The organism is Carboxylicivirga longa (genome assembly GCF_050589825.1).
GTDB lineage: Bacteria > Bacteroidota > Bacteroidia > Bacteroidales > Marinilabiliaceae > Carboxylicivirga > Carboxylicivirga longa.
Map to the genome: position 1 here is coordinate 1 of NZ_JBNGOZ010000003.1, position 24,882 is coordinate 24,882.

13 protein-coding genes are annotated in these 24,882 nt (G+C 40.2%); 12 read left to right on the forward strand and 1 reads right to left on the reverse strand.

Annotation, left to right across the window (positions count from 1 at the left end):
• The 5 genes from ACRD7A_RS03265 to ACRD7A_RS03285 form a co-directional block, all read left to right on the forward strand.
• On the forward strand, positions 1-151 hold a 151-nt coding region (locus ACRD7A_RS03265; protein ID WP_430810996.1), incomplete at its 5' end, for an IS3 family transposase.
• 151 nt (positions 152-302) lie between these two features.
• Positions 303-1,436, forward strand: coding sequence for a glycoside hydrolase family 43 protein (locus tag ACRD7A_RS03270; RefSeq protein ID WP_430810864.1), 1,134 nt, complete (start codon positions 303-305; stop codon positions 1,434-1,436).
• 91 nt (positions 1,437-1,527) lie between these two features.
• On the forward strand, positions 1,528-3,864 hold the full coding sequence (locus ACRD7A_RS03275) for a glycoside hydrolase family 95 protein (protein ID WP_430810865.1): 2,337 nt from the start codon (positions 1,528-1,530) through the stop codon (positions 3,862-3,864).
• A gap of 386 nt (positions 3,865-4,250) precedes the next feature.
• The gene (locus ACRD7A_RS03280; RefSeq protein ID WP_430810866.1) at positions 4,251-7,007 is read left to right on the forward strand and encodes a T9SS type A sorting domain-containing protein; all 2,757 of its coding nucleotides are present in this window, start codon (positions 4,251-4,253) and stop codon (positions 7,005-7,007) included.
• Positions 7,008-7,385: 378 nt separating this feature from the next.
• Positions 7,386-10,826: an Ig-like domain-containing protein gene (locus ACRD7A_RS03285; RefSeq protein ID WP_430810867.1), complete on the forward strand. Its 3,441-nt coding sequence runs from the start codon at positions 7,386-7,388 to the stop codon at positions 10,824-10,826.
• 267 nt (positions 10,827-11,093) lie between these two features.
• Here ACRD7A_RS03285 and ACRD7A_RS03290 read toward each other — a convergent pair whose 3' ends face one another.
• A complete protein-coding gene (locus ACRD7A_RS03290; protein ID WP_430810868.1) occupies positions 11,094-11,708 on the reverse strand; it encodes a DUF6266 family protein in 615 nt (204 codons plus the stop codon).
• 427 nt (positions 11,709-12,135) lie between these two features.
• Between ACRD7A_RS03290 and ACRD7A_RS03295 the strand changes: the two genes are divergently transcribed.
• The 7 genes from ACRD7A_RS03295 to ACRD7A_RS03325 all read left to right on the forward strand — a co-directional run bounded on the left by ACRD7A_RS03295 (position 12,136) and on the right by ACRD7A_RS03325 (position 24,810).
• Complete coding sequence (locus tag ACRD7A_RS03295; RefSeq protein ID WP_430810869.1) at positions 12,136-13,650, forward strand: hypothetical protein; 1,515 nt, start codon at positions 12,136-12,138, stop codon at positions 13,648-13,650.
• A complete protein-coding gene (locus ACRD7A_RS03300) occupies positions 13,650-14,198 on the forward strand; it encodes a hypothetical protein (RefSeq protein ID WP_430810870.1) in 549 nt (182 codons plus the stop codon). The genes ACRD7A_RS03295 and ACRD7A_RS03300 overlap by 1 nt, the downstream gene beginning before the upstream one ends.
• A gap of 215 nt (positions 14,199-14,413) precedes the next feature.
• The gene (locus ACRD7A_RS03305) at positions 14,414-16,327 is read left to right on the forward strand and encodes a LamG-like jellyroll fold domain-containing protein (RefSeq protein ID WP_430810871.1); all 1,914 of its coding nucleotides are present in this window, start codon (positions 14,414-14,416) and stop codon (positions 16,325-16,327) included.
• Between the two features lie 89 nt (positions 16,328-16,416).
• Complete coding sequence (locus ACRD7A_RS03310) at positions 16,417-18,408, forward strand: T9SS type A sorting domain-containing protein (RefSeq protein WP_430810872.1); 1,992 nt, start codon at positions 16,417-16,419, stop codon at positions 18,406-18,408.
• A 12-nt stretch (positions 18,409-18,420) separates the two neighbouring features.
• A complete protein-coding gene (locus ACRD7A_RS03315; protein ID WP_430810873.1) occupies positions 18,421-20,154 on the forward strand; it encodes a family 43 glycosylhydrolase in 1,734 nt (577 codons plus the stop codon).
• Position 20,155: 1 nt separating this feature from the next.
• On the forward strand, positions 20,156-23,398 hold the full coding sequence (locus tag ACRD7A_RS03320) for a T9SS type A sorting domain-containing protein (protein WP_430810874.1): 3,243 nt from the start codon (positions 20,156-20,158) through the stop codon (positions 23,396-23,398).
• A gap of 5 nt (positions 23,399-23,403) precedes the next feature.
• Positions 23,404-24,810: a sulfatase gene (locus tag ACRD7A_RS03325; protein WP_430810875.1), complete on the forward strand. Its 1,407-nt coding sequence runs from the start codon at positions 23,404-23,406 to the stop codon at positions 24,808-24,810.
• Positions 24,811-24,882: the final 72 nt, after the last annotated feature.

Here is a 24,882-nt window from a genome sequence, read left to right on the forward strand (position 1 = left end):
CAATTATCAAACACGAAAACAAGCTAATATGTCTTTATTTGAGTATATAGAAACATGGTATAATACAAGACGAAGACATTCGGAATTAAATTACCTTACTCCTATGGAAGTTGGTGATAAACTGAATAATACCGATAAAATGGCCGCATAACTTAACTGAATGTCCGAAAAACTATTGCAAGTTCAATATTCTCCTCCTTGTGAAGGAGGAGTCCCACGAAGTGGGGAGGTGGTTAAATTGGTTAAAAGCAATTTCCCTGGAGAAGAATAAAAGAATACAGTTCGAAATTAATAGCAACTGAATGACAAAGAGTAAAAACTACATTGGAACTATATTATGCTTGTTGTGCATCTTTGGCTGTAAGCAAGCACCAAAAACGATCATGCCTGGCGAGCTATGGCCTGACAATAATGGTGTTCACATCAATGCCCACGGCGGTGGTATTCTGTTTCACCAGGGTACCTATTACTGGTTTGGCGAGCATAAAATTGAAGGTAAGGCTGGCAACAAAGCCCATGTGGGTGTACATTGTTATTCATCGGATGATTTATGTAACTGGAAAGATGAAGGTATTGCCATGGCTGTTGTGGATGATACAACAAGCCTGATTGTAAAAGAATGCATTATCGAACGCCCCAAGGTCATTTACAACCCTAAAAATAAGCAGTTCGTCATGTGGTTTCATCACGAGTTAAAAGGCATGGGCTATAAGGCAGCCATGACTGGTCTGGCGGTGAGTGATAAGGCAACTGGACCATACACCTACCTTCGAAGTGTTAACCCGAATGCAAAGCAATGGCCACTTAATTATGCCGATAGTCTGAAAACCAAAGAATATAAGCTGGAGCAAATAAAAAGATGGTCGGCCCAATGGCAGGAAGCTTCACAACAAGGCGTGTTTTTACAGCGTGACTATGAACAGGGACAAATGGCTCGTGACATGACATTGTTTGTTGATGATGATGGGACGGCTTATCACATTTATTCTTCGGAAGAAAATCAAACCCTTCATATTGCGGAGTTGACGGATGACTACACCGATTTTACAGGACGATATACGCGTGTGTTAGAGGGTAAATCCAACGAAGCACCAGCTATATTTAAGCGAGGTGGTAAGTATTATATGATTAGCTCTGGTTGTACAGGCTGGAAACCTAATCCGGCCAGATCGGCAGTGGCAGCCCATCCCATGGGACCGTGGACCGAATTAGGTAATCCTTGCCGTGGTACCGAAGAAGAGGTTAAGACTACTTTTCAATCGCAAAGCACCTTTGTTCTTCCTGTGCATGGTAAAGCGGATACATACATTTATATGGGAGACCGATGGACGCCTGAGAATGCCATTGATGGCAGATATATCTGGTTGCCAATTGAATTTGAAGATGATAAGCCGGTGATTCGGTGGATGGATGAGTGGGCAATAAAAGATTTATAATGCTATTTATCTCAGGCTAAGCTGTAATTTGTAAAACCTATTCAGCTTTTAAACAGAAATTATAGCTATTGCAGAATTGAAAGGATGTACAATGAAACACTTCATAAAGATCTCAGTATTATTAGTGCTGACAGGAGTATTTGTCTGTGAACAACCTCAATTATCAGATCCAATTTTTACACTCTGGTACACCCAACCAGCTACCGACTGGCAATCAGAAGCCTTACCCATAGGTAACGGTTATATGGGAGCCATGTTTTTCGGTGGTATCGAAAAGGAGCAAATCCAGTTTACGGAAGGTACTTTGTGGAGCGGTGGCCCGGGTAGCGGGGAAGAATACAATTACGGGATTAAAAAAGAGGCCTGGAAATATCTGGCCGAAGTACGTCGTTTGTTGGATGCCGGTATGATGGATGACGCTCATCGACTGGCCAACAGAGAATTAACTGGTTCCATATATAAGGCCCAGGATTCAGAATCTCCTTTTGGTAATTATGGGGCGCAGCAAACCATGGGGGATGTCTTTGTGGAGGTGCATCACAAAGGTGAAGCCGCAGAATATCGACGGGAACTGGATATCGAAAATGCCTTAGGTCGTGTAAGCTATAAAATTGGCGAAACGAATTACAAGCGTCAATACTTTGCTTCCTACCCGGCCAAAACCCTTGTTTATCGCTTTGAAGCGGATAAGCCAACAGCTTATTCGGTTCAATTTAAAACGCCCCATGTAAAGAACAAAGAATCATTCGACAATATGGTTTATTCTTTCCGGGGAGAGGTAGCTGATAATGGTATGCAGTTTGAAACCTGCCTGAAAATAGAAACAGATGGTACTGTGAACTATAAGGATGGAAAAATAGACGTAGTCGGTGCAGGGTATTTGAATATGTACCATGTGGCCGCTACCGATTATATCAACCAGTACCCCGATTACACGGGCAATGATTTTATGGCTGACAATAAAAAGGTGCTTCAAAACATAGGAAGTAAATCATACGAAGAGTTGCTAACTGAGCATCAAAATGATTACAAAGCCCTATATAATAGAGTTCAGCTGGAGCTGGGTGACAATGCTAGGGATAGCATTCCCACGGATGTCCGCCTGGAAGACTATTCCAAAGGAATCTCTGACTTAGGTATTGAGGAATTGTATTTTCAATTCGGACGTTACATGATGATTTCATCGTCACGCCCTGGTACAATGCCCATGAACCTGCAGGGGAAATGGAATAACAGCACCAATCCAGCCTGGGCCTGTGATTACCACATGAATATCAATCAGCAAATGTTGTATTGGCCGGCTGAAGTGACTAACCTTAGCGATTGTCACGAGCCGCTATTCGATTACATGGAGACCTTGGTAGAGCCAGGGCGAATCTCAGCGAAGGAGTTTTATAATACACGTGGCTGGGCCGTTAACACCATGAATAACCCCTTTGGTTATACATCGCCAGGCTGGCAATTTCCATGGGGAGCTTTCCCGGGTGGGGCGGCCTGGTTATGCCGGCACCTTTGGGAGCATTATGAATTTACCCAGGACAAACAGTTTTTGGAACAAATGGCTTATCCATTAATGAAAGAAGCGGCTCTGTTCTGGATGGATTACCTGATAGAAGATGAGAATGGCTACCTGGTGTCATCACCATCTTACTCGCCTGAGCATGGCGGTATTTCGCGTGGAGCATCTATGGACCATCAAATAGCCTGGGACTTATTGAACAACTGTATGGCAGCTTGTGAGGTATTGGCCATGGATGAAGAATTTAAAATGGAGGCCCAGCGTATTCACGACTTAATTTCGCCGCCAACCATTGGTAGTTGGGGACAATTACAAGAGTGGAAAGAAGATGTGGACGACCCCAATAACAAGCACCGTCACGTGTCGCATTTGTATGCGTTTCACCCGGGTAAACAAATCTCCATGGAACTTACACCGGAACTGGCTGAAGCAGCTAAAGTGAGCTTAAATGCTCGTGGCGATGATGGTACAGGATGGTCACTGGCCTGGAAAGTAAATTTCTGGGCACGATTTAAAGATGGCGATCATGCCTATAAATTGATTAGGCGTCTTTTGAAACCTCAGGGAAAGCAGGCTGGAGGTGGAACCTATTCAAATTTGTTTTGTGCTCACCCGCCATTTCAACTGGATGGTAATATGGGGGCAACAGCAGGTATGGCTGAGATGTTATTGCAATCCCATGCGGATGTTATCGACTTATTACCTGCATTACCTTCTGCATGGACTGATGGGCATGTGAAAGGTTTAAAAGCACGAGGAGGGTATAAGATTGATTTGGAGTGGAAAGGTGGTAAGCTATTGAATGCAATAGTTATCGCATCAGCTGAGGGAGAATGTATCATCAGCTATCAGTATAAAAAGCAGAGGAGAGCTATGAAAAAGGGTGAGGTGTGGAAAATAAAAATATAGTCAAAATATTAGCTGTTTAAACTACTCATCCATAAACTCCTGTCTCACCCTGAGGAAGGAATTTATGGAAATGGACTCAACATGATTATGTTTGAATTCTATCATATTTTTGGCAAATATTTATCAATTATATGCACAAAACAACGTGACTTGTTTATATAAAATAGCAAGATACCCCTTCAGATAATCTTATCTGCTCTTACGTCTATGCTTTTGCAACAATCGCAAACAAATAAATTAAGTTTGAATTAACTATTCATAAAATATCAAATACGTTTGTGCTCTCTTTTTCTTAAAACTGTTAAGTTTTTGTAGATTATCTGCTCTTTCTAAATATTATATAGTCATACATTTACGTTGCTAATTAATTTCAAATCTTAAGTGTCATGATGAAAAAATTTACATTTCTGTTGCTGCTCTTTCTGGCAAGCAACATGAGTATTAATGCACAAATGCTTCTAACTCTGGAAGCCGAAAACGCCACATTATCGGATGGTTATTCGATAGTGAGCAAAGAATTTGCTTCAGGAGGAAGCTTTGTCAAATTAAAAAATTCTTCCCCACAAGGATCATTAGTGTTTACAGTTGCAAACGTAGATTCAGCCGGAACCTATAAGTTACATGTATTTAGCTTTAACGGGGGCTCAACTGTTGATGCTTTAATTTCTGTAAATGGTGGTGCTGCAACAACTATTGCTGTTCAGCCCTCCAATTGGGCGTATCTAGATTCAGCAAAAGTAACTTATCTGGATGTGGATCTAGTTGCCGGGAACAATACCATTGCTTTAACAGCAACTTCTGCCACAAATGTATTGGTAGATAAAATTGTTGTTTCTGAATATTTTAACGACTATTATTTTAGTGAATCAGGTAACGATGCCAATGATGGAAGCATTGATTCCCCTTGGCGAACTCTTGCAAAAGCAACGGCCATTACCAACAAAACAAGCAATGGAGGTATTGTATTGCCCGGCGACAAAATCCTTTTCAAGTCAGGTGATACTTTTGAAGGAAATTTCCTGGTAAAATGTTCAGGTACTGTTGATCGTCCAATCGAAATTAGCTCTTATGGAATAGGCGAACTACCAATTCTTTCAGGTTCAGGTACCATTGAAGGCGGAGATTATTTTGAGGCTATAAAATTAGTTAATACTTCAAACATTGTAGTATCAAAACTTTGGGTTAAGAACGACCGTCAAGTTGACGGACGCTATACATGGGGTGAAACCAATGCTTACGGCATTTTAGTTTATGCCAACAAGTGGGGCGGAGTGTCATCAAACCTTACTTTTCGCGATCTGAAAATAACCGATGTATTTGGTTTGAGTTTGCCGGCAGATTTCGATGAATTAAATGTAACCGGATTACGCTTTGATTCGGACAGTAGTGAAGTGAATACAGAAGTAAGTATTAAAGATGTACTTATAGAAAACTGTTATTTTAACAATATTGGTAAAGCCGGAGTGTGGTCGGTGCATAAAGGTGTAGATGGTGGGGTTGATTCGGTCAATCGAAGTGCGAATTTTATAATCCGTAACAATACCTTTTACAAAACCGGGGGGTCAGGCATTATTCTTTCTAAAGTTTATAATGCTTTGGTCGAAAACAATGATTTTGACCATTCAGGTTATAGCGATGGTATTGAGACGCGTTTGGCGGGACGTGGTAGTGGAATGTGGGTGTTTAAGTGTGTGAATGTTGTCGGTCAGTATAATCGCTCCATAAGTGTTAGAGGTTCCGGTGACTCCTACGGAATGCACATTGATTTTGGTAATAAAAACATTTTCTATCAGTATAATTACAGTGAAGACAGTGAAGGTGGTTTCTGTGAAGTTTTAGGTGATAACCACAATGTGACTTACCGATTCAATGTAAGTGTCAACGATGGTTTCAGAGATAACCATGGTTGTACTATTTGGACATCTGGATACGTAGGCACAGGCAATTCGCCGGTTCCGTCAAACGATGTTTACGTATATAATAATTCCATTTACCTGGATGCAAACCGAACTCCTGATTTTTCTCTTTTTAGCGAAAATACTTATATCTATAACAATATCTTTAAACAAACCGGAAGTGGAATGATCGGACAAAGTGTTGATATAGATATTCAGAATGATGGTGAATTTATCGTATCGAACAACCTATTTAGTGGAAATATCAGCTCAATATTTAAAAATTACGACAGCAACCCAGTGAATGCCGATCCAATGTTTGTGAATGAGGGAGCAACGAATATTAACGGATACACTATTTTATCCGGAAGTCCAGCAATAGATGCCGGAACTACTTTCCCTGAGCCTGTTTTTCCTATGGCAGGTCAAGGCATATTCAAAGATGTAACCATGTATCCTACATTTGATATTTATGGTAATGATATAGATTTGAGTTCCTTTTTGCCAAACATAGGAGCAGATAATAACTACAACAGCAAAATTGATCCGTTGGCAGTCAATGTACTAAACCACGACTTTGAACAGGGTTTGCAATACTGGAACACATGGGGAACGGGCACTGTAACCACTGAAACTTCAACGCCTTTTGCCGGAACCTCCTCGCTTAAGGTTGTTGGATACGGCGGTGTTAACCAATGGATTAATACTAAGCCTGCAACCGATTATCAGGTAACTTTTACTGCAAAAGTTGATAATGCGTCGATTCCTGTAAAGTTCACAATGGCAGATGCTAACAATGTGGCTTATTTTACACAGGATATCGTTAATACTAATTACACAGAACATACCATCTCTTTTAAAACAAAAGCCAACCATGAAACTTCAAAAATAGGTTTTTGGAGACCTTCGGGTTCAATAGGTGGTGCTTATCTTGATAACATTAGTATTGTAGAATCAACACTCAAGAGTGCCGAAATAGCAACTGATTTGATTAAAAATGTAAATGAACAAGAAGTTATTGTCTATCCAAATCCTACATCAGACAAGATGACCGTCCTAGGTCTTTTGGGTGAAACAAGCTTGTTGATCTATAACCTGATGGGGAGTCAGGTGTTAAGCCAAATGCATGATGCTAATAAGAATGGTTCTGCTACAATATCTGTTAACCATCTGGCAAAAGGCACCTACCTGCTTATAGTAACAGATGAAACAGGTAAGAGAGTTACTAAAAAACTAGTAATAAAATAAACTGTTTTTCTAACTATTTATTCCACTCCTGTCTCGCCTTGAGGCAGGAGTTTTTTTAGAATAGAACTCAACATGATCATGTTTGAATTCTATCATATTTTCGACAAATATTTATCAATTATACGCACAAAACAACGTGACTTGTTTAAATAAAATAGCAAGATTCCCCTTCAGATAACCTCTGTCTGCTCTGACGTTTATACTTTTTCAACAATCGCAAACAAACAAATTAAATTTGAATTAACTATTCATGAAAAATCAAATTCGTTTGTACTGTCTATTTGTTAAAACTGTTAAGTTTCTGTAGATTATCTGCTCTTCTTAAATATTACATTATCATACATTTACATTGCTAATTAATTTCAAATCTTAAGTGTCATGATGAAAAAATTTACATTTCTGTTGCTGCTCTTTCTGGCAAGCAACCTCCGTACTAATGCACAAACCTTTCTTACTATTGAAGCAGAAAATGCTACCCTTTCTGATAGTTACGATTTAGTAGCTAAAGAATTTGCTTCGGGGGGAAACTTCGTAAAACTAAAAAACACCTCACCTGAAGGAAAAATGGAATTTGTGGTGCCCAATGTTTCAACTGCCGGCACTTATAAACTACATGTCTATTCTTTCAATGGAGGAATAAGTACTGAGGCTCTGTTATCAGTAAATGGTGTTGCGGCATCAACTGTTACACTTCAACCATCCAATTGGGCTTATGAGGACTCTGCCAAAGTTACCTACTTAGATATTAATTTGGAAGCAGGTAATAATACTGTTGAAATTGCTGCTACTTCCGCTGTCAATGTTTTAATTGACAAAGTTGCTATTAGCGAATATTTCAATGTTTATTATGTGAGTACAAGTGGAAGCGATGCCAACAATGGAAGCGTTAGTTCGCCTTGGCAAACCATTGCTAAGGTTAATGAGGCAGCAGCCACAGATGCTAATGGAGGATATTTAGGATCCGGTGATAAAGTGCTGTTTAAACGTGGAGATTATTTTGAGGGTCAACTTTTGCTTAACCGCTCAGGAACAGCCGATCGTCCAATTGAAATTGGCAGCTATGGAGCAGGTGAACTCCCTGTTTTATCAGGCTCGGGAACTACCCTGGCCAGCGACTATATCGAAGCTGTAAAAATGACTAATACCAGTCATATTCTTGTTAACAACATCTGGATTAAAAACGACCGCCAGAATATGGGAACTATTACATGGGGCACCAATACGGCCTATGGTATTAAAGTGATTGCAAATAAATGGGGTGGTGTTAGTGAGGGTCTTACTTTCCGCAACCTTAAGATTACGGATGTATTTGGTATCAATATGCTTGACTGGGAAGGAAAATTTACCCTTGACTATTACACAGCTAAAGGTATTTTCTTCGATGCGACAGCAGATGATCCTGAATTAGGAGAAGTAAGAATCAATGATGTATTAATTGAGAACTGCTATTTCTACAATCTTGGAAGTACAGCCATTAGTTGCAGAAATTTAAATCCGGCCAACAATCCCATAAGCGAGGAAGGCAGAAATATGAACTATGTTATCCGCAACAATACTTTTGAGCAATTAGGTGGCGATGGTGTTGTATTTGCCTCGGTTTGCAATGGTCTTGTTGAAAAAAATACTTTCATTGATTTGGGTCTGGGAGATAAAAATTCATCTACCGACAGATTATACGGGCGTGGAGAAGGTTGTTGGATTTGGGATTCGCATAATATCATTGTGCAATTTAATAAACAGTTAAGAAACAGTGGTTTTGGTGATACTTACGGTGCAGGCGGACATGTTGATTTCTTCTGTAAAAATGCAATCTTCCAATATAATTACAGCGAAGAAACAGCAGGAGGTTTTTGTGAAATTCTTGGGGATTGCGAAAACAGCACGTTCCGCTACAATGTAAGTGTAAACGATGGGTACCGAGATTTTCACGGATATTCAATCTGGGTCTCAGGATATGTAGGTACTGATCAAACTCCCGTTCGTTCAAACAATAACTATATTTACAACAACACTATTTATATTGATAAAGCATACACACCCGATATTTCAATTTGGGCTGAAAACACTTATGTTTACAACAATATTTTTAAAGCCGTTAATGGAGGACAAATTGGTGCTACTGGTGTTGATATTGATATAGCTTCAGGCAGCGAGCTGGTGGTGGCCAATAACCTTTTCTATGGTGATGTTGCTTCAGCATTTACTAATTTGGATAATTCCAAGATTACAGGCGTTGATCCTCAGTTTGTAAACCAAGGCTCAGGCGATATTTTTGGTTATCAGATTCAGCCTGGAAGTGCTGTTATTGATGCCGGTACAACTTTCCCTGAACCAACTTTTCCAATGGCTGGGCAAGGCATTTTTAAGAATATTTCATTGAATGCAGCCACAGATATCTACGGCAATGCTGTAGATATAAATAATCTGTTACCAAATATAGGTGCTGATAATAACTACAATTCCGGAATTGACCCAAGTGCTGTAAGCGGAGTTTCAGTTTCTCCTCAGAGCGGCACGATAACTGTGGGAGGAACACTGCAATTAACCGAAACAGTAATGCCTTCACAGGCAGCAAACAAAAGTGTTACATGGTTGAGCGACAATACTTCTGTAGCAACTGTTGATGCCAACGGATTAGTTACTGCTGTAAGTGAAGGTACTGCAATAATAACAGTAACTACTGTAGATGGCGGTTTTACTGCAACGGCTGATATTACCGTTACTGCTCAGGTGGTCACCGAATTACTTAACGCTAGCTTTGAAGATGGATTAACCAACTGGAATACATGGAACAACCCAACAATAGTGTCGGATGCTGTATATGGCAGTAAGGCCGTTAAATTAACAGGAAAAGGCTCTGTTAACCAATGGGTAGATGTAAAACCAAATACCACCTATACTTTATCAGCTTTTGCAAAAGTAAGCGATCCTCAAAACGATAGAGTTGTACTAGGTGTTGAAGATGCAAGTGGCACTGCTTTGGGCTTTATTGATATTTATGACACTAATTATACAGCGCACAGACTGATGTTTACCACCGGAGCTAACGATGTAACGGCCAAAGTTTATTTCTGGCGACCGGCGAATGGTGTGAATGATGCTTATTGTGACGAAATGATTATTGATGAAACTGCTTATATTTTAAATAGTGATTTTGAAAAAGGATTACACGCATGGGATTATTATGGCGGAACAGCAATTGAAACCTTAAGTCCTGTTGCCGGAACAAGCTCTTTATTAATTGATGGGAAAGGTGGATCAAGCCAATGGATAAAAACAAAAGGGGCTACTACTTACGAAATTACTTTTACTACCTTGGTAACGGATGTTTCAAAAACAGCAAAATTCCATGTGAAGAACTCAGCAGGAACAAAATATTTTGAAGTAGAGCTTACTGATACACAAACTGCCGAACATACAATATCATTTACTACAGATGCCGGTGATACGGATTCGCAAATTGGATTCTGGACACCTAATGACTATCAGGGACAAGCATACCTTGATAACGTTAGCATCGTCGAATCAACACTGAAAAGTGTAGCGATGACTCCTGAATTATCAGATAATACAAGCAAAAATAGAGTTCTGGTCTATCCAAACCCTGCATCAGATAATATTACCATTCAAGGTCTATGGGGAGAAACAAGTTTATTGATCTATAATCTGATGGGAAGTTTGGTATTAAACCAAGTGTTTGATGCTTATGAGAATGGTTCAGCTACTGTCTCTGTTGACCATCTGGCAAAGGGTACTTACCTGCTTATAGTTACTGATGAAACAGGTATGCGCATTACTAAGAAGTTAGTTATAAAATAAAAGGCCGTACGAACTAACCATTTCACTCCTGTCTCACCCTGAGACAGGAGTGTTTTTATATCTGAAAATTGAATCGTGAGCAATTATTAACCTAAGAAGTGAAAGATGATAAAGAGGGCGAATGTAAAATCAAATTTAAAAATGCTCAACATTCTATCCTGTGACAAGTTGGCGAACTTTGGTTCAGGACATATTTAGTATTAGATGATAGTTTTAACTCAATAAGACTATCAAAATAGAATGAAGTACAATGTCAAAAATCCCAATCTAAATCTCACCAAGGTATAAACTATTACTGATATTGGTTTCATCCCTGCTTCGAAAGGCCACCCAAAGATGCCAAAGATGATTGTCGTGCTCCGTGTCCCAAAAGTATTCTTTTTTAAAACGGGGAATACCTGTAAAGCGGTAATCGATCCAGTTTTTTTCTGGTATATAAGCCACCACTATCAAAGTATCGCTTTTGTCTCCTTGATTATCATTCCAGCCAAAGTGCCATCCTTCTTTTTCTTTGCTTACATGGCAATTTTCGGGTTGGGCAAGAGAACCTGCACTGAGATATACATTTGGCCAATCAATTCTTTGATGAGGGTATTCACCTGTTACGGCATGCAGTAGGTTATAGGATTTAGCTACATGATAAGGTGCATTGTTTGTTGTTGCAGGTGCAAATGTGACTTTTATAAGATCTTTTAAAGGGTTTAAAAGTTCCTGAATCAAAGCCATTTTCTGTCTTTGTGCTTGTTGTTTCAGACTGGGTTTTCTCCGCCTTGATAATTGGGGACGTGATCTAATAATGTTTTTTCCATACATGGTATAAAAAACCGCATTGCCTACTTTCCCCTTTATCGTGCCATTAATACCATCTTTTGCTTCAGCCATGATTCTATTGATTAAGTTGGTTATTCAGCTTTGGGTGCACATATACCTTAGCTCTACAGGATAATGCAGCTTAAGTTATTGTATATAGATATAATTGTCAATGATTATTCATTAATTAAATGGTAAATATTGACTAATGATTGAAGAAACATTGAAGAAACAATGAGTAAAGATTCAAAATCTATCATCAGCAATAGCAACCATCTCACAATACCAGCCTAGGGGATGATCATAAGCTTCCATCGGGGCTTTTTGCTTTTTCTTTGTGTTTTTACCCCGCCAATCAGTAACAAGTGATTGTCATGTTCAAATTAATTAAGGTGGTCAAAATTGGAATATTTGAGTTAAGCATTGTCAAATATGCGCCTGTTTGTTCTGTTTCTGTGAGTTACTTTTAGTGCTTTACAAATTGGTTAAAATTTTTTTAATGAAAAGCCCGAAATGCATACTGTTTATTCTTCATGTATTTTTATCAATCAACATTATTGGGCAAACGCCTTTAGTTGATCTGAGTGAAACGTATGTCGCCGAATTTGTTAAAACAAAAGGTGCTGCTGTCGGTCTTAAGGACGAGGTGTTATATATTACGCTGCAAGCCGATGCACCCTTGGTTGAGTTACATTCACCATCGGAGAGCTGGGATTTGTGCTCGCACTCGTCTGTTGCCTTTGAGGTGACTAATCTGGGAAATGAGCCCGTCCTGTTGAATGCGCATATTGGCGATTACCATTGGAACGAAGGAGTATTGGTTATCCATCCGGGTGAAACAAATGTGATGCGCATCCTCATCAAAGGGTACCGATTACCGGAAGAGCATCCGCTGGCCCGCTCTTATAAAGGGATGTTTGGATATCCGGGAGGCTACTACTGGCACTGGGTACCAATGGATGCAGCGCATATTAAGAAGATTAAATTATCACTGATCAATCCGAAGAGCCCTGCCATCATTGCCGTCAGAAATTTCATGGCTGAGGGCAACCTTCTGGCCAAGTCATATGAAGAGATACAAAAGACCATGTTCCCTTTTGTGGATCAGTATGGGCAATACATGCATAAGGATTGGAAAGGAAAGATTCATACTGATGAAGAACTACAGGCAGCGATTAAAAAAGAGAAGAATGATTTAATGGCACAGCCTTCGCCACAAGGAAGAAACAAGTATGGTGGCTGGGCCTTAGGGAAGCAGTGCAAAGCTACGGGGCATTTCAGGGTGGAGAAAATTGATGGTCGCTGGTGGATGATTGATCCGGAAGGCTGCCTCTTCTGGTCCCATGGTATTACCGGTGTGGCAAAAGCTGCTGCCACTACAATAATAAAGGGACGTGAAAAATATTTCTCATCCTTGCCGGATAAAGGGACTCCATTGATGCAATTTGCCAAACAGGAAAAAGGGAAGGTGCTGACTTATAACTTTACAGGTTCTAACCTGTATCGTAAATATGGTGAGGACTGGCAACAAATAAGCAGTGAGCTGGCTCATCAGCGTCTCAGGAGCTGGGGCATGAATACCTTTGGTAACTGGTCGGATGAAACAACCTACCTTCAGCGAAAAACGCCTTATACAGTCAGTGTGAACTTTCCGTGGCCAAAAGTTGGAGGTAAGTTAAAGTTTCCCAATGTATTTCATCCAAATTATAAATCAAATCTGGAGAAGACCTTTGAAAAACATGCGGTTACCTGGGAAGATGATTACTGTATTGGCTATTTTGTGGATAATGAGTTGCATGGCTGGGGATCAATAGGAAGAACAGTGCAGACTTTACCTGCAGAAGATAATGCCAAAGTTGAGCTGATGAATTACCTGAGCGATAAGTATGATAACATTGAACAACTGAATTCAGCATGGAACAGTGACTTTAAGTCATGGAAAGTATTTCTAAATTCTACCAAAGCCATAACCGGAAAGACAGCAGTGAGTGATTTGCTGGAATTTGAAAAATAATGGTTGATCTATATTACAAAACCTGTCGGGAAGTAATTAAGGCCGAGGCACCAAACAAGCTATACTTAGGAAGTCGTCTTCACAACCATTATTATCCTCAGGATCTCGGGCACCAGCATTGGATCGTGCCCATAGCTGCTAAATACTGCGATGTAATCAGTTTCAATCGCTATCGTTTTGTGCCTAACGATTTAATTTTTCATGATCTTAACATTGATAAACCCATCATCATAGGTGAATTTCACTTTGGTGCGTTGGACCGCGGCATGTTACACACCGGACTGCGCTCAGTGCAAAGTCAGGATCAACGAGGACGAGTGTACTATGAGTACATAAAAGGTGCTTTGGAAAATCCTTTTATCGTAGGGGCTCATTGGTTTCAATATGGCGAACAGGCAGTAACCGGGCGTGGCGATGGAGAGAATTATCAGATTGGTTTTCTGGATGTTTGTGACACGCCATATCAGGAAACCATTGATGCTTGTCGAAAAATTGCTGAGCAGATGTATGAGATAAGATTGGCCCCAGAATCTATAAACACTAAATAATAATAATCGATACCAAATATGCAAGGCCAATGAAAATATATAGTTCAATACGACTATTTCTTCTCTGTATTTCAGCAGTGAAAGCACAAAACAAAACAGGTTCGAAGAAAAAAATAAAAGTGTTTATCCTATCAGGTCAGTCAAACATAGTGGGTTGGGGCGATAGCGAGTGTTCAAGCCTTTTTGCTTAAATACGATTTTAAAAAATAATACTCATGAAAAGAATTTGTTTATATATAATCATTGGATTTTTTTTATTACAAATTACTTGTAGAGCACAGGAGTATGATACCTGGCGGTTTATTAACATACCAGATTATCACAATGCCGAAGGCTTTGCAAAGAATATTCCTGAACGCAGTAAGCGAATTCAAGTACAAACAGAACAGTTCAAAGAAATGAAGGAACGACATGGCGGTGAGTTGATCATTATGCCGGGCGATTGTAACGGAGGGCATTGGTACAGAACAAAGTTTATGAAGCCGTTTAAATCTCACCCAGATTATGCGCAATACTCAACAGAGGAGGTTATTCAGGAAGCATCACGCTTGTGTTACAGTGGATTGTGGGATATTATTCACGATGGCGGTTACGAACATTTTTTAATGGCAGTGGGCGATCACGAGTTGGGTGACAATCCCTGGCAAAAAGGCAGTGAAGTCAGTAAATACATTTCAACCTTTCGTCAGGGTTTTGCCAATACTTTTACTCTGGATGAGAATAAAGAATCGAGATTTACTCAAAAGATAGGTAATGCATTGCCACGTCCGGTAGGGACTATATATGAGCATACCTCCAATGCCGTTCAATATAAGAATGTCTTATTCGTTACGCTTGATATGTTCCGTTTTGACAGTCAGGATAAAAACCTGGGAAGTCAGGGTGTAATTAATGGTGATATTGATAGGAAACATATGGAGTGGTTTGAATCAGTATTATCAGAAGCTCAGAAAATCCCATCTATTCAACACATAGTGGTTCAATCCCATTTGCCCATAATCTATCCGGTGCGTAAATATGCCAGCAGTGGTATGTTGGTGGATGAAAAAGAGAGTGAAAAGATTCTAAATGTGTTGCGAAAGTATAAGGTGGACTTGTATCTGGCTGGTGAGGTGCATATGAATACGGTGACCAGGGATACAGAATCAGACTTGATTCAGCTGGTGGCGAGAGGCAATAATTTATCCAATATAACATTAATAGATGTGGAGCCAAATATGCTTTCTATTAGTACCTTGAATGAGAATGGTGATGAGTTGGGAAGTCTTAAAATTGATAAGTCATCAGTAAAAACAGTTATTGAAGGTGAGGGTCTATTAAAACCAATTATTAGCAACGGTTTGCAAATACATTGGAGTTTTGATGAGCAATTGGATAAAAGCAATTATAGAAGTAGTGTGGAAGGAACCTTTCCCAAGAAGGGAAAGCATAATCCCATTTTAGCTACAATTCAATATCCATGTGTATATCTGAATGACGGTGGTTTTAATTACGATTATTCACTTATTTGTGAAAATGTCAAACCAGCTATGGGGATATTAGGTCAGGCTGCTGAAATAACAGAATCATCCAAGCTATTTGTTTTGCCCATGGGACCAATGAGCGAAGGTTATAAACGTACTCTGTCATGTTGGGTAAGAACCAAAGCCAAAGGAAGAATGCTGATTCTGAATAGTGGATCGTATTGGGGACAAGGACAATTTTTTAATTTATCCATTAATAATGGTAACCTGGAAGTAGCCTTGCGTCCCGATATATATGCAACTACGCATAATCAACATATTAACGACGGTGAATGGCATCACTTGGCAGTGGTGATGCCTGACGAAGATGCTACAATTGGCGAGCTGAAGTTATTTATTGATGGTAATCTGATTGAAGATAAGCAATGTGCTCAACCCGATGTCAAGGTCAATACATCACAAGCTAACTGGATGGCTGTTGCCACAAATATTGAAACTTATAAAACAGATTTATCTGAAACAATGGGCATGAAAGGGTACGTTGGTTTGTTGGATGATTTCTGCATATGGACAGGAGCTCTTAAAAATACAGGTATTAAGCAATTATACATCAATGGACTGAAAGGCAAAAATGCATGTAATGTAGAGGTAATAATGCATGATTAGCATATTTACGTTAAGCATTGTTCAATTTCTGCCCGTTAAATTGCTGGTTGCATTCTAATTTTACAGCGTTTATAAATTAGATCTTGACTATGCAATTACGTTTTATATTACACTTAGTAATCTTGTTATTACCGGCCGGTTTATTGGCAAAAAACTACTATGTGAGCGCAGATGGAAATGATGCCAATGATGGAAGTATGGAAAATCCCTGGAAGACCATCGCTAAGGTATCCGAGGCAGGAGCCAATGATAAAAATGGCGGATTTATTCAACCCGGAGATCAAATTCTCTTCAGGTCGGGTGATATCTTTGAAGGGCAGTTGGTTATTAACCGTTCTGGCACACCCGATAAGCCCATAATAATTAGTAAGTATGGTGATGGTGAGCTGCCAATATTAAGTGGTTCTGGCAATATACCAACAGGTGATTTTATTGAAGCGGTTAAACTGGTCAATACCAGCCATATTGTGATGGATGGATTGTGGATTAAGAATGACCGGCAAAACATCGGTACTATTACCTGGGGAACAAATACGTCCTATGGCATAAAGGTTATTGCCAATAAATGGGGAGGCATCAGTAAGGATCTGACCTTTCGTAATCTGAAGGTTACCGATGTGTTTGGTTATGATATGATTGACTGGGAAGGCAAATTTACTTTGGACTATTACAATGCCAAGGGTATCTTTTTTGATTCAGATAAAAATGATGATACGGTAACGCCAGTTAAAGAAGTACGATTCGAAGATGTGTTGATTGAAGATTGTTATTTCTACAACCTGGGAAGTACCGCCATTAGTGCCAGAAATCTTAATCCGCCTAATAATCCGGTAAGTGAAGAAGGCCGTAATCGGAATTTTGTGATACGTAACAATACCTTCGAGCAGTTGGGAGGCGATGGTGTCGTGTTTGCATCAGTGTGCAACGGACTGGTGGAGAATAATGAATTTATCGATTTAGGCTGGGGCGACCACACATCTTCTACTGATCGATATTACGGACGAGGAGAAGGTTGCTGGATATGGGATTCACACAACATCATTGTGCAATACAACAGGCAATATCGAGCGCGTGGTTTTGGCGATACCTATGGTGCTGCCGGACATATTGATTTCTATTGTAAAAATGCCATTTTTCAATACAACTACAGTGAAGATACCGAAGGTGGTTTTGTTGAGATATTGGGCGATTGCGAGAATAGTGTATTTCGATACAATGTGAGTGTTAATGATGGCCACCGTGCCAATGGTCACCACCGTTATAGCATATGGTTATCAGGTTGGGTAGGAAAAGATATAACACCGGTACCTTCAGACGAAAACTACATCTACAACAATACTGTGTATCTGGATGATCCAAAATGTAAACCCGATATTTCAATTTTTGCTGAGGATACCTATATATACAACAATATATTCTACGCCATGAATGGTGCCCAGATAGGCTCAGGTGGCGTGGAGATAGATATGCAGAATGGTGGAGGGCTGAATGTATCCAACAACCTGTTTTATGGCAATGTGGCCACAGCATTCTCCAACCTGGATGCCAGAAAAGTTAATGGAGATCCACTCTTCGTGAATCCGGTATCGACCAATGGTGCTCCGGACAATTTTAATATTCAGTCAGGTAGTGCTGCCATTGATAAAGGCTTCTCTTTTAAAGAGCCTGAATTTCCTATGGCTGGTCAGGGTATTTTTGCTGATGTGCTGCTTGTTCCATCAGAGGACATATTTGGAAATGCCATGGATATTGAGAATCTGATACCTAATATTGGTGCCAGTAATGCTCATAATTCCGGTCATCAGGTGGGCATTGAAGACTTGACCAGGGTTAGTTATTTGTTTAATGTCTATCCGAATCCTGTTCGAAATAAATTAAATATACAATTAAGTGAGTCAAACAAGGAGATTCACTATAGTATATATTCCATACAGGGGCAGCTTATATATTCAGAAAATATCCATTCAGGTATTAAAGAGTTATCTATTCATCTGCCCGAGAATGCAAACAATGGGATTTATTTTATCCGAATTACTCAGGGAGATTATTATCAGGTAGAACGCTTTGTATTATATCGATAGAGCATAACAGGCATGAAAAATATTCTGATTATATCTTTACTATTTATGGTTTCTTCTGCTGTTACAGCTGTTATAGAACCAGATACTGTTCTTGTGTATAAAACCATTGATGATGTTGACTTAAGCCTGCATGTGTTCTTTCCTGACGGACATACTATGAATGATTCAAAGCCTGCTATTGTTTTTTTTCATGGTGGAGGCTTTAAGTCAGGCAGTCCTGAGCATTTTTACGGACAGAGTCAATATCTTGCTTCGAGAGGCATGGTGGCCATTAGTGCCCAGTACAGAACTGAAAAGGCCAATGGCACTACACCTATAGAATGTATCAAAGATGGCAAGTCGGCTATGCGCTGGGTACATTCACATGCGGCAGAATTGGGTATTGCTGCAGATCAAATAGTGGCAGGGGGTGGTTCGGCAGGTGGTCATATTGCAGCGTCCATGGCTGTGCTTGCCGGGTTTAATGAAGCGGATGAAGATACTTCTGTAACGTGTGTACCTAAAGCCCTCGTCTTATTTAATCCTGTTCTCAATAACGGACCAGACGGTTATGGCTACGAAAGAGTTGGTGACTTTTATAAGCAGTTTTCACCACACCATAATCTGCACGTCAATACACCACCTACACTTATTATGGTGGGCACTGAGGATAAATTATTTACGCCCCCAATGGCCAAGGCCTATAAAAAGAAAATGGAAAACATGGGACTGCGTTGCGATTTGATTTTCTACGATGGGCATGGACACGCTTTCTTTAATAAGGGAAACAGCGAAGAGATGTATTATCAAACCATGATTGATGCAGATCGTTTTTTAATTTCGCTAGGGTACTTAACGGGTGAGCCGTCAGCTTTAAAGCCATTCAGGGATGTACATTTCAGAAAAGAAGGTAATCCATTTGTAAAACATTTATATACAGCTGATCCTTCAGCCCATGTATTCAATGATAAAATGTATGTGTACACCTCACATGATGAAGATACTGCCACTTATTTTAATATGATAGACTGGCACGTTTTTTCAACTGAAAATATGGTGGACTGGACCGACCATGGAGCTGTTTTTAGTCTTGATGATATTAATTGGGCTGATAAGTGGGCCTGGGCACCGGATTGTGTCGAGCGAAATGGCAAATACTATTTCTATTATCCAGTAGGGCGTGCTAAAATAGGCGTGGCTGTTGGCGATTCGCCTATTGGACCTTTTAAAGATGAATTGGGAAAGCCTTTGATTGATAATACCGGTCAGGTTGAACACATAGGCAAGGAACCTATTGATCCTTCTGTCTTTATCGAAAAAGGACAAGCCTATATGTACTTTGGCTGCCGCGAACCCAAAGTGGTAAAGTTGAAAAAGAGCATGATGGCCTTAAAAGGAGATGTACAGGAATTAAAAATAAAAGGAATAGAAGGCGATAATGAGCATTTTGGGGGTTTTTATGGTGAAGCACCCTGGGTATTTAAACGTAAGGATACCTATTACCTGTTATATTCTAATGGTTGGGGTAAATCCAGCACTTTGGTGTATGCCACAAGTAAAAAACCAATGGGTCCTTTTAACTTTCAAGGAGAGGTAATGGATGTAGTGAGTTCCTGGACCTCGCATGGCTCTATTGTTCAATTTAAGGACAAATGGTACGTGTTCTATCACAACATGGATTTATCGAACAATAACTACCGACGTTCCATCTGTTTTGATGAACTCACTTTTGATGAAAATGGGAGGATTAACAAACTAAAACTTTAGGATGAAGCGATTACGTTATGTTTTGGTTTGGACTGCTGTAGCATTTAATGGTATATTAAATGCCCAAAGTGCTTTTCAGCCATACAATACACAAGGTGATAATTTGATTCATATTGCTACTGCTGATTTCGATGGCGTTGGTGCAAAAGATTATGTGGTGGCTATGACGGTAGAGGGAAAGGTAATCGCTTTCAATCGTCCGGACCTAATTACGGATCCTTCAACCGATAATCGTTTGTGGGAATATACAGCTCTTCCAACCATGGGATTGAGAGTTGTTGCTGATGAGGTGTATTCAGAAAATACCGGCGATGAAATTCTCTTGCCAGGTACCGACGGACATCTACGTATACTATCATCAGCAGGCGAATTGCTGCTGGATAAAGAAATCAGCACCGGTGCCTTGTATTCAGCAACCGTTGCCACAGGAGTGGGTGGACAAAAAGTCATTGTAACTTCCGGTGTGGATGGGCTGGTTTATATACTCAATGATGCAGGCGTTTTGCTAAAAAGCGTTCGCCCCGAAACTGGTAAAGCAGCTGGTGTGTCTGGTCTGGTGCGTCATGTGGCGGCTGGTGATTTTGATGGAAACGGAACAGATGAGGTAGTTGCTTTTGTCAACCGCAAAAGCTTTGAAGGCAATAATTTTATTGACATCATCGACCTGGCTACATATGAACGACCGGCATACTGGAATGGTGATGCCGATCCTGTAGCTGATAATGTGGTGTCAGGCCTAGGCTTTACCGATAAACAGTTGCCTCGCGTATTTGATGTGGATGGTGATGGCAGTCCGGAGTTGGTAGCGCATTGGGGTGTTTTTCATCCAGAGGATGGTCCCCAAACCAAAACATTTTCAACGATGTTGGCGGATAATGAAAAAATGCCGCTCAGTGCCTATAGAACTTTTGCAAAGAACTTCTTAATTCAAAACCATGGCTTTCAAAAATCTGATAAGGTAGATCTAACTGCAACAGGTAAATACCTGATGCAACATGGGGTGCCTGGTGATTTTGATGGCGATGGGCAAGCCGAGCTGTTTACTATTTATGGCGATGATTTGTTTCTTTCTCAGTATGACTCCTCCACAAAAACACTAACTATTTCAGCTTACACCTGGGCCCATAGTATGTATCACTTTTCAGATGGTGCTTGTTTGGAGGATAGAAATGGTGGGGCTGATAAAATGGTTTTGTCCGGCCCTATCAATGGAGATGATCATTTTTACGTGGTGGATTTCTCAAACCCGAATTGGAAAATTCAAGCACGAACAATAAACGGTTTAGGTAAATTAGGTGAGGTAGACCGAAATTTAGACCAACTGACAGATCAGATTGATCAGTTTACAGGAACCCTAGCCACAGGCGATGAACCCATCTGGTACCTCGATTATTTTGCCAGTAGCTTATGGTGGGAGATGACACCTGAAAATAGCGCTGTACAGGCACAAAAGGTGTATGATGCACAGCAGGAATGGTATGATAAAATAGGTGGACAGGAGAACTATCGTTCAACAAAAATACGCCTGGCAGCGAGCGTCAATTCATGTATTTACGGAATGGCTAATGAATGCGATAAAGCAAGTATTACGGCTGAAGGGGTTAAGAATTTTTGTGCAGCCCTGGCTCAAAAAGGGGCTTATTTCTGCCTGAAAATAGGGCATGGACCACATATTTTCATCAACCCGGAGGATTTGGCTGATTGTTATGAGGCTTCTGTTGTTGATGGCGAATGTTACATGATGGCGCGCACGCGTGAATTAAACGAACCTGTGGATTTTGAATCTTACATCCCTCACTTGGATGCTTTATTGGCTCGTGCTGAACAAATAGGTGCGGCACCGCCGATGGTGATGCTATGTGCAAAGGGTGCAACGTTTACCGCTTTATCACAAAATCAGGCTGATAGCTATTTTCCAAAGTATAAAGATATACTGGTACCTGGTGTCGAAAATTCAAATGTGACCGAATTGGACATTAGTCTGGCCGAGCGCGTTGGTTTATGGATGAATGGCGATGTAGAGGGCTGGGGGTGTAACGTGATTGGCGACAACCTGTCGGCTAACCGTGTAGCTGAATGGGGTGGTATGCGAAATGCCCACATCGTTTTGCGTCAAATGTTATCGCAATATAGCCTCGGAGCAAAAGTATTCCGTACAACATCAATCACGGCACTTATTAATCCGTTATACGAACGTGGTGATGTCAGCGACGCAGACCAGCAATGGACACAGGTCTTTCAGAAAGGAATTTTAAATTTTCTAAAGCTGGTTGATAAAGGAGTTTACCCGAACTCACCGGATGTTGAGCAACTAAAGGGTATTTCTCCTGTTTCGGTTGGTATCTATAATCGAAGTAACCGCCTCACCGAGCAAAGCATTAATCACGACCATTACTTGTATCAGCCCGAGACCGATAACTATGTTCTTAACCGTTTAGCTTGTTGGAATGCCTATACCGATATACCGGAAACAGATGCGACTTCGTATTTATACGGAACAAAGCGTCGTTGGGAAAACATGTTTCCATCAATGCCGGGCGGCTTTGTGACTATTGTACCTGGAAAACAGGCTTCAGATATAGAGAATAAATCATGGTGTGATGTGGCTTACCAAACCAATGGCGATACCTGGAGCGATATGTCACTGAATGAAGCCAAAGAATCGATAAGTAGCGAAGTGCTGACTCAGCGTAATAACCTGGACTTTTATGTAGATGGCGATTGTTTTTGGCAATTCACCCAACAAAAGGATGATCCTTATACCTACTTTGCTTTTCTTATGGATAATGAGGAATTATCGCCTGTGGAGAAAGTCGTGAAACTAAAGGCTGGTACCTCTATTAATGGCAATTGTCAGGTGTTTGATCAATTAGGTGGGACTGAAGCCATTGGCACTTTATCATCCACCAGTGATGAGCTTGCCATCACCATTCCGGCCGGAACAGCCCGTTTCTTCGTGATCCATTTAAGTGAATTGCCCACAAAGGATGTTGGCATTAATGATTTGATGAATGATGTTTTTAAGGTCTATCCTAATCCATGCAACAAGATAATTACCATTGAGTTAAAAAAAGGTTATCAAGAAGGCGTTTCTTTAGAAATAGTTAATGCCTTTGGTATAAGGGTCAAGAAACTTGAAGTACATGGTTGGATGCAAAGAGTTGATGTTAGCTCATGGTCTTCGGGCATGTATTTTATTAGAGAAGAAAATGGGATGGCAGTTGAGAAACTAATAGTAAAGTAGAAAGTATGAAGTACGGTGTTATTATAGCTTTGTTTGTTCTTTTGACTTCGTGCAAAGAGAAGAAGCAGACAAATGTAATTCTCTTTTTAGTTGATGATTTGGGATGGACGGATTTGGCTTGTTATGGCAGTGATTTACACCAGACGCCAAACATTGATAAATTAGCATCAAAAGGCTATTTATTTACAAACTCTTACAGTTCATGTAATGTATGTTCGCCTACGCGCGCAAGCATCATGACAGGGAAATCGCCCGCTCGCTTACATATCACAGATTGGATTGAAGGACATAAATATCCCTGGGCAAAGCTAAGTGTTCCGGATTGGAACATGAAACTGGATACAAACGAATATACCATGGCTGAAGCTTTTAAATCGGCCGGATATAAAACTGCTCATTTTGGGAAATGGCACCTGGGTGAAACCGAGGAGTATTGGCCCGAAAATCATGGGTTTGATATAAATGTAGGTGGTTGGTCGAAAGGCGCACCTCGTTGGGATACACAGTTGGGTTACAATGGTTATTTTTCGCCATTTGGAAATCCACATATTAAGGATGAGCAGGAAGACGAATACCTCACCGAATATTTATCTAAACGTGTTTGTGATTATATAAAAGAACAGAAATCCAGTAAGCAACCTTTTTTCATTAATTTCTGGTTGTACAATGTGCATACGCCTCTGCAAGCCAAGGCTGAGAAAGTAGCAAAATACCAAGAGCTCATTAGCGACAACGCTCACCATACAAATGCTACATATGCCGCAATGGTTGAACATACAGATGATGCAATGGGAGCTATTTTGAAAGCTTTAAAAGATGCTAATCTGGATGAGAATACGATTATTCTATTTTCTTCAGACAACGGAGGGCTTATTGGCAAAGGAAAGCATAAAGTAAGCAATAATGCCCCTCTGAGAGAGGGGAAAGGAACCATGTATGAAGGAGGAACGCGAATTCCAACGGTGCTATATTTGCCCAATACCCTGGACAGTACAAAAGTAATTTCAACGCCGGTAATTTCTATGGATTACTTACCCACATTGGCAGCCTTAACAAATGTCCCATTAAAAAACCCTTTGGATGGTGTTGATTGGTCACCATTGTTAAGAGACGAATCAATTAACCGAGAAGCCCTTTACTGGCATTATCCGCATTACCATCAACAAGGTGCTGTGCCTCATAGTATTATTAGAAAAGGTGATTGGAAACTCATTCAGAATTTTGAAACCGAAGAGTATGAGTTTTACAATTTAAAAGATGATTTAAGTGAATCCAATAACCTGATCAATAGTCACTCTAATTTAGCTAATGATTTACTGGCCGATTTAAAAAAATGGCAGGAAGAGGTTGATGCGCAATATCCCACAAAAAATGAAAACTTTAATCCTAAAAAGAGATGGCTTAAGCATTAAGCCAATGGTCTTATATGTAATCATCGAAACTATAATGGAGATTGGGTAATTATTGACTTGTTTTGGTTAATC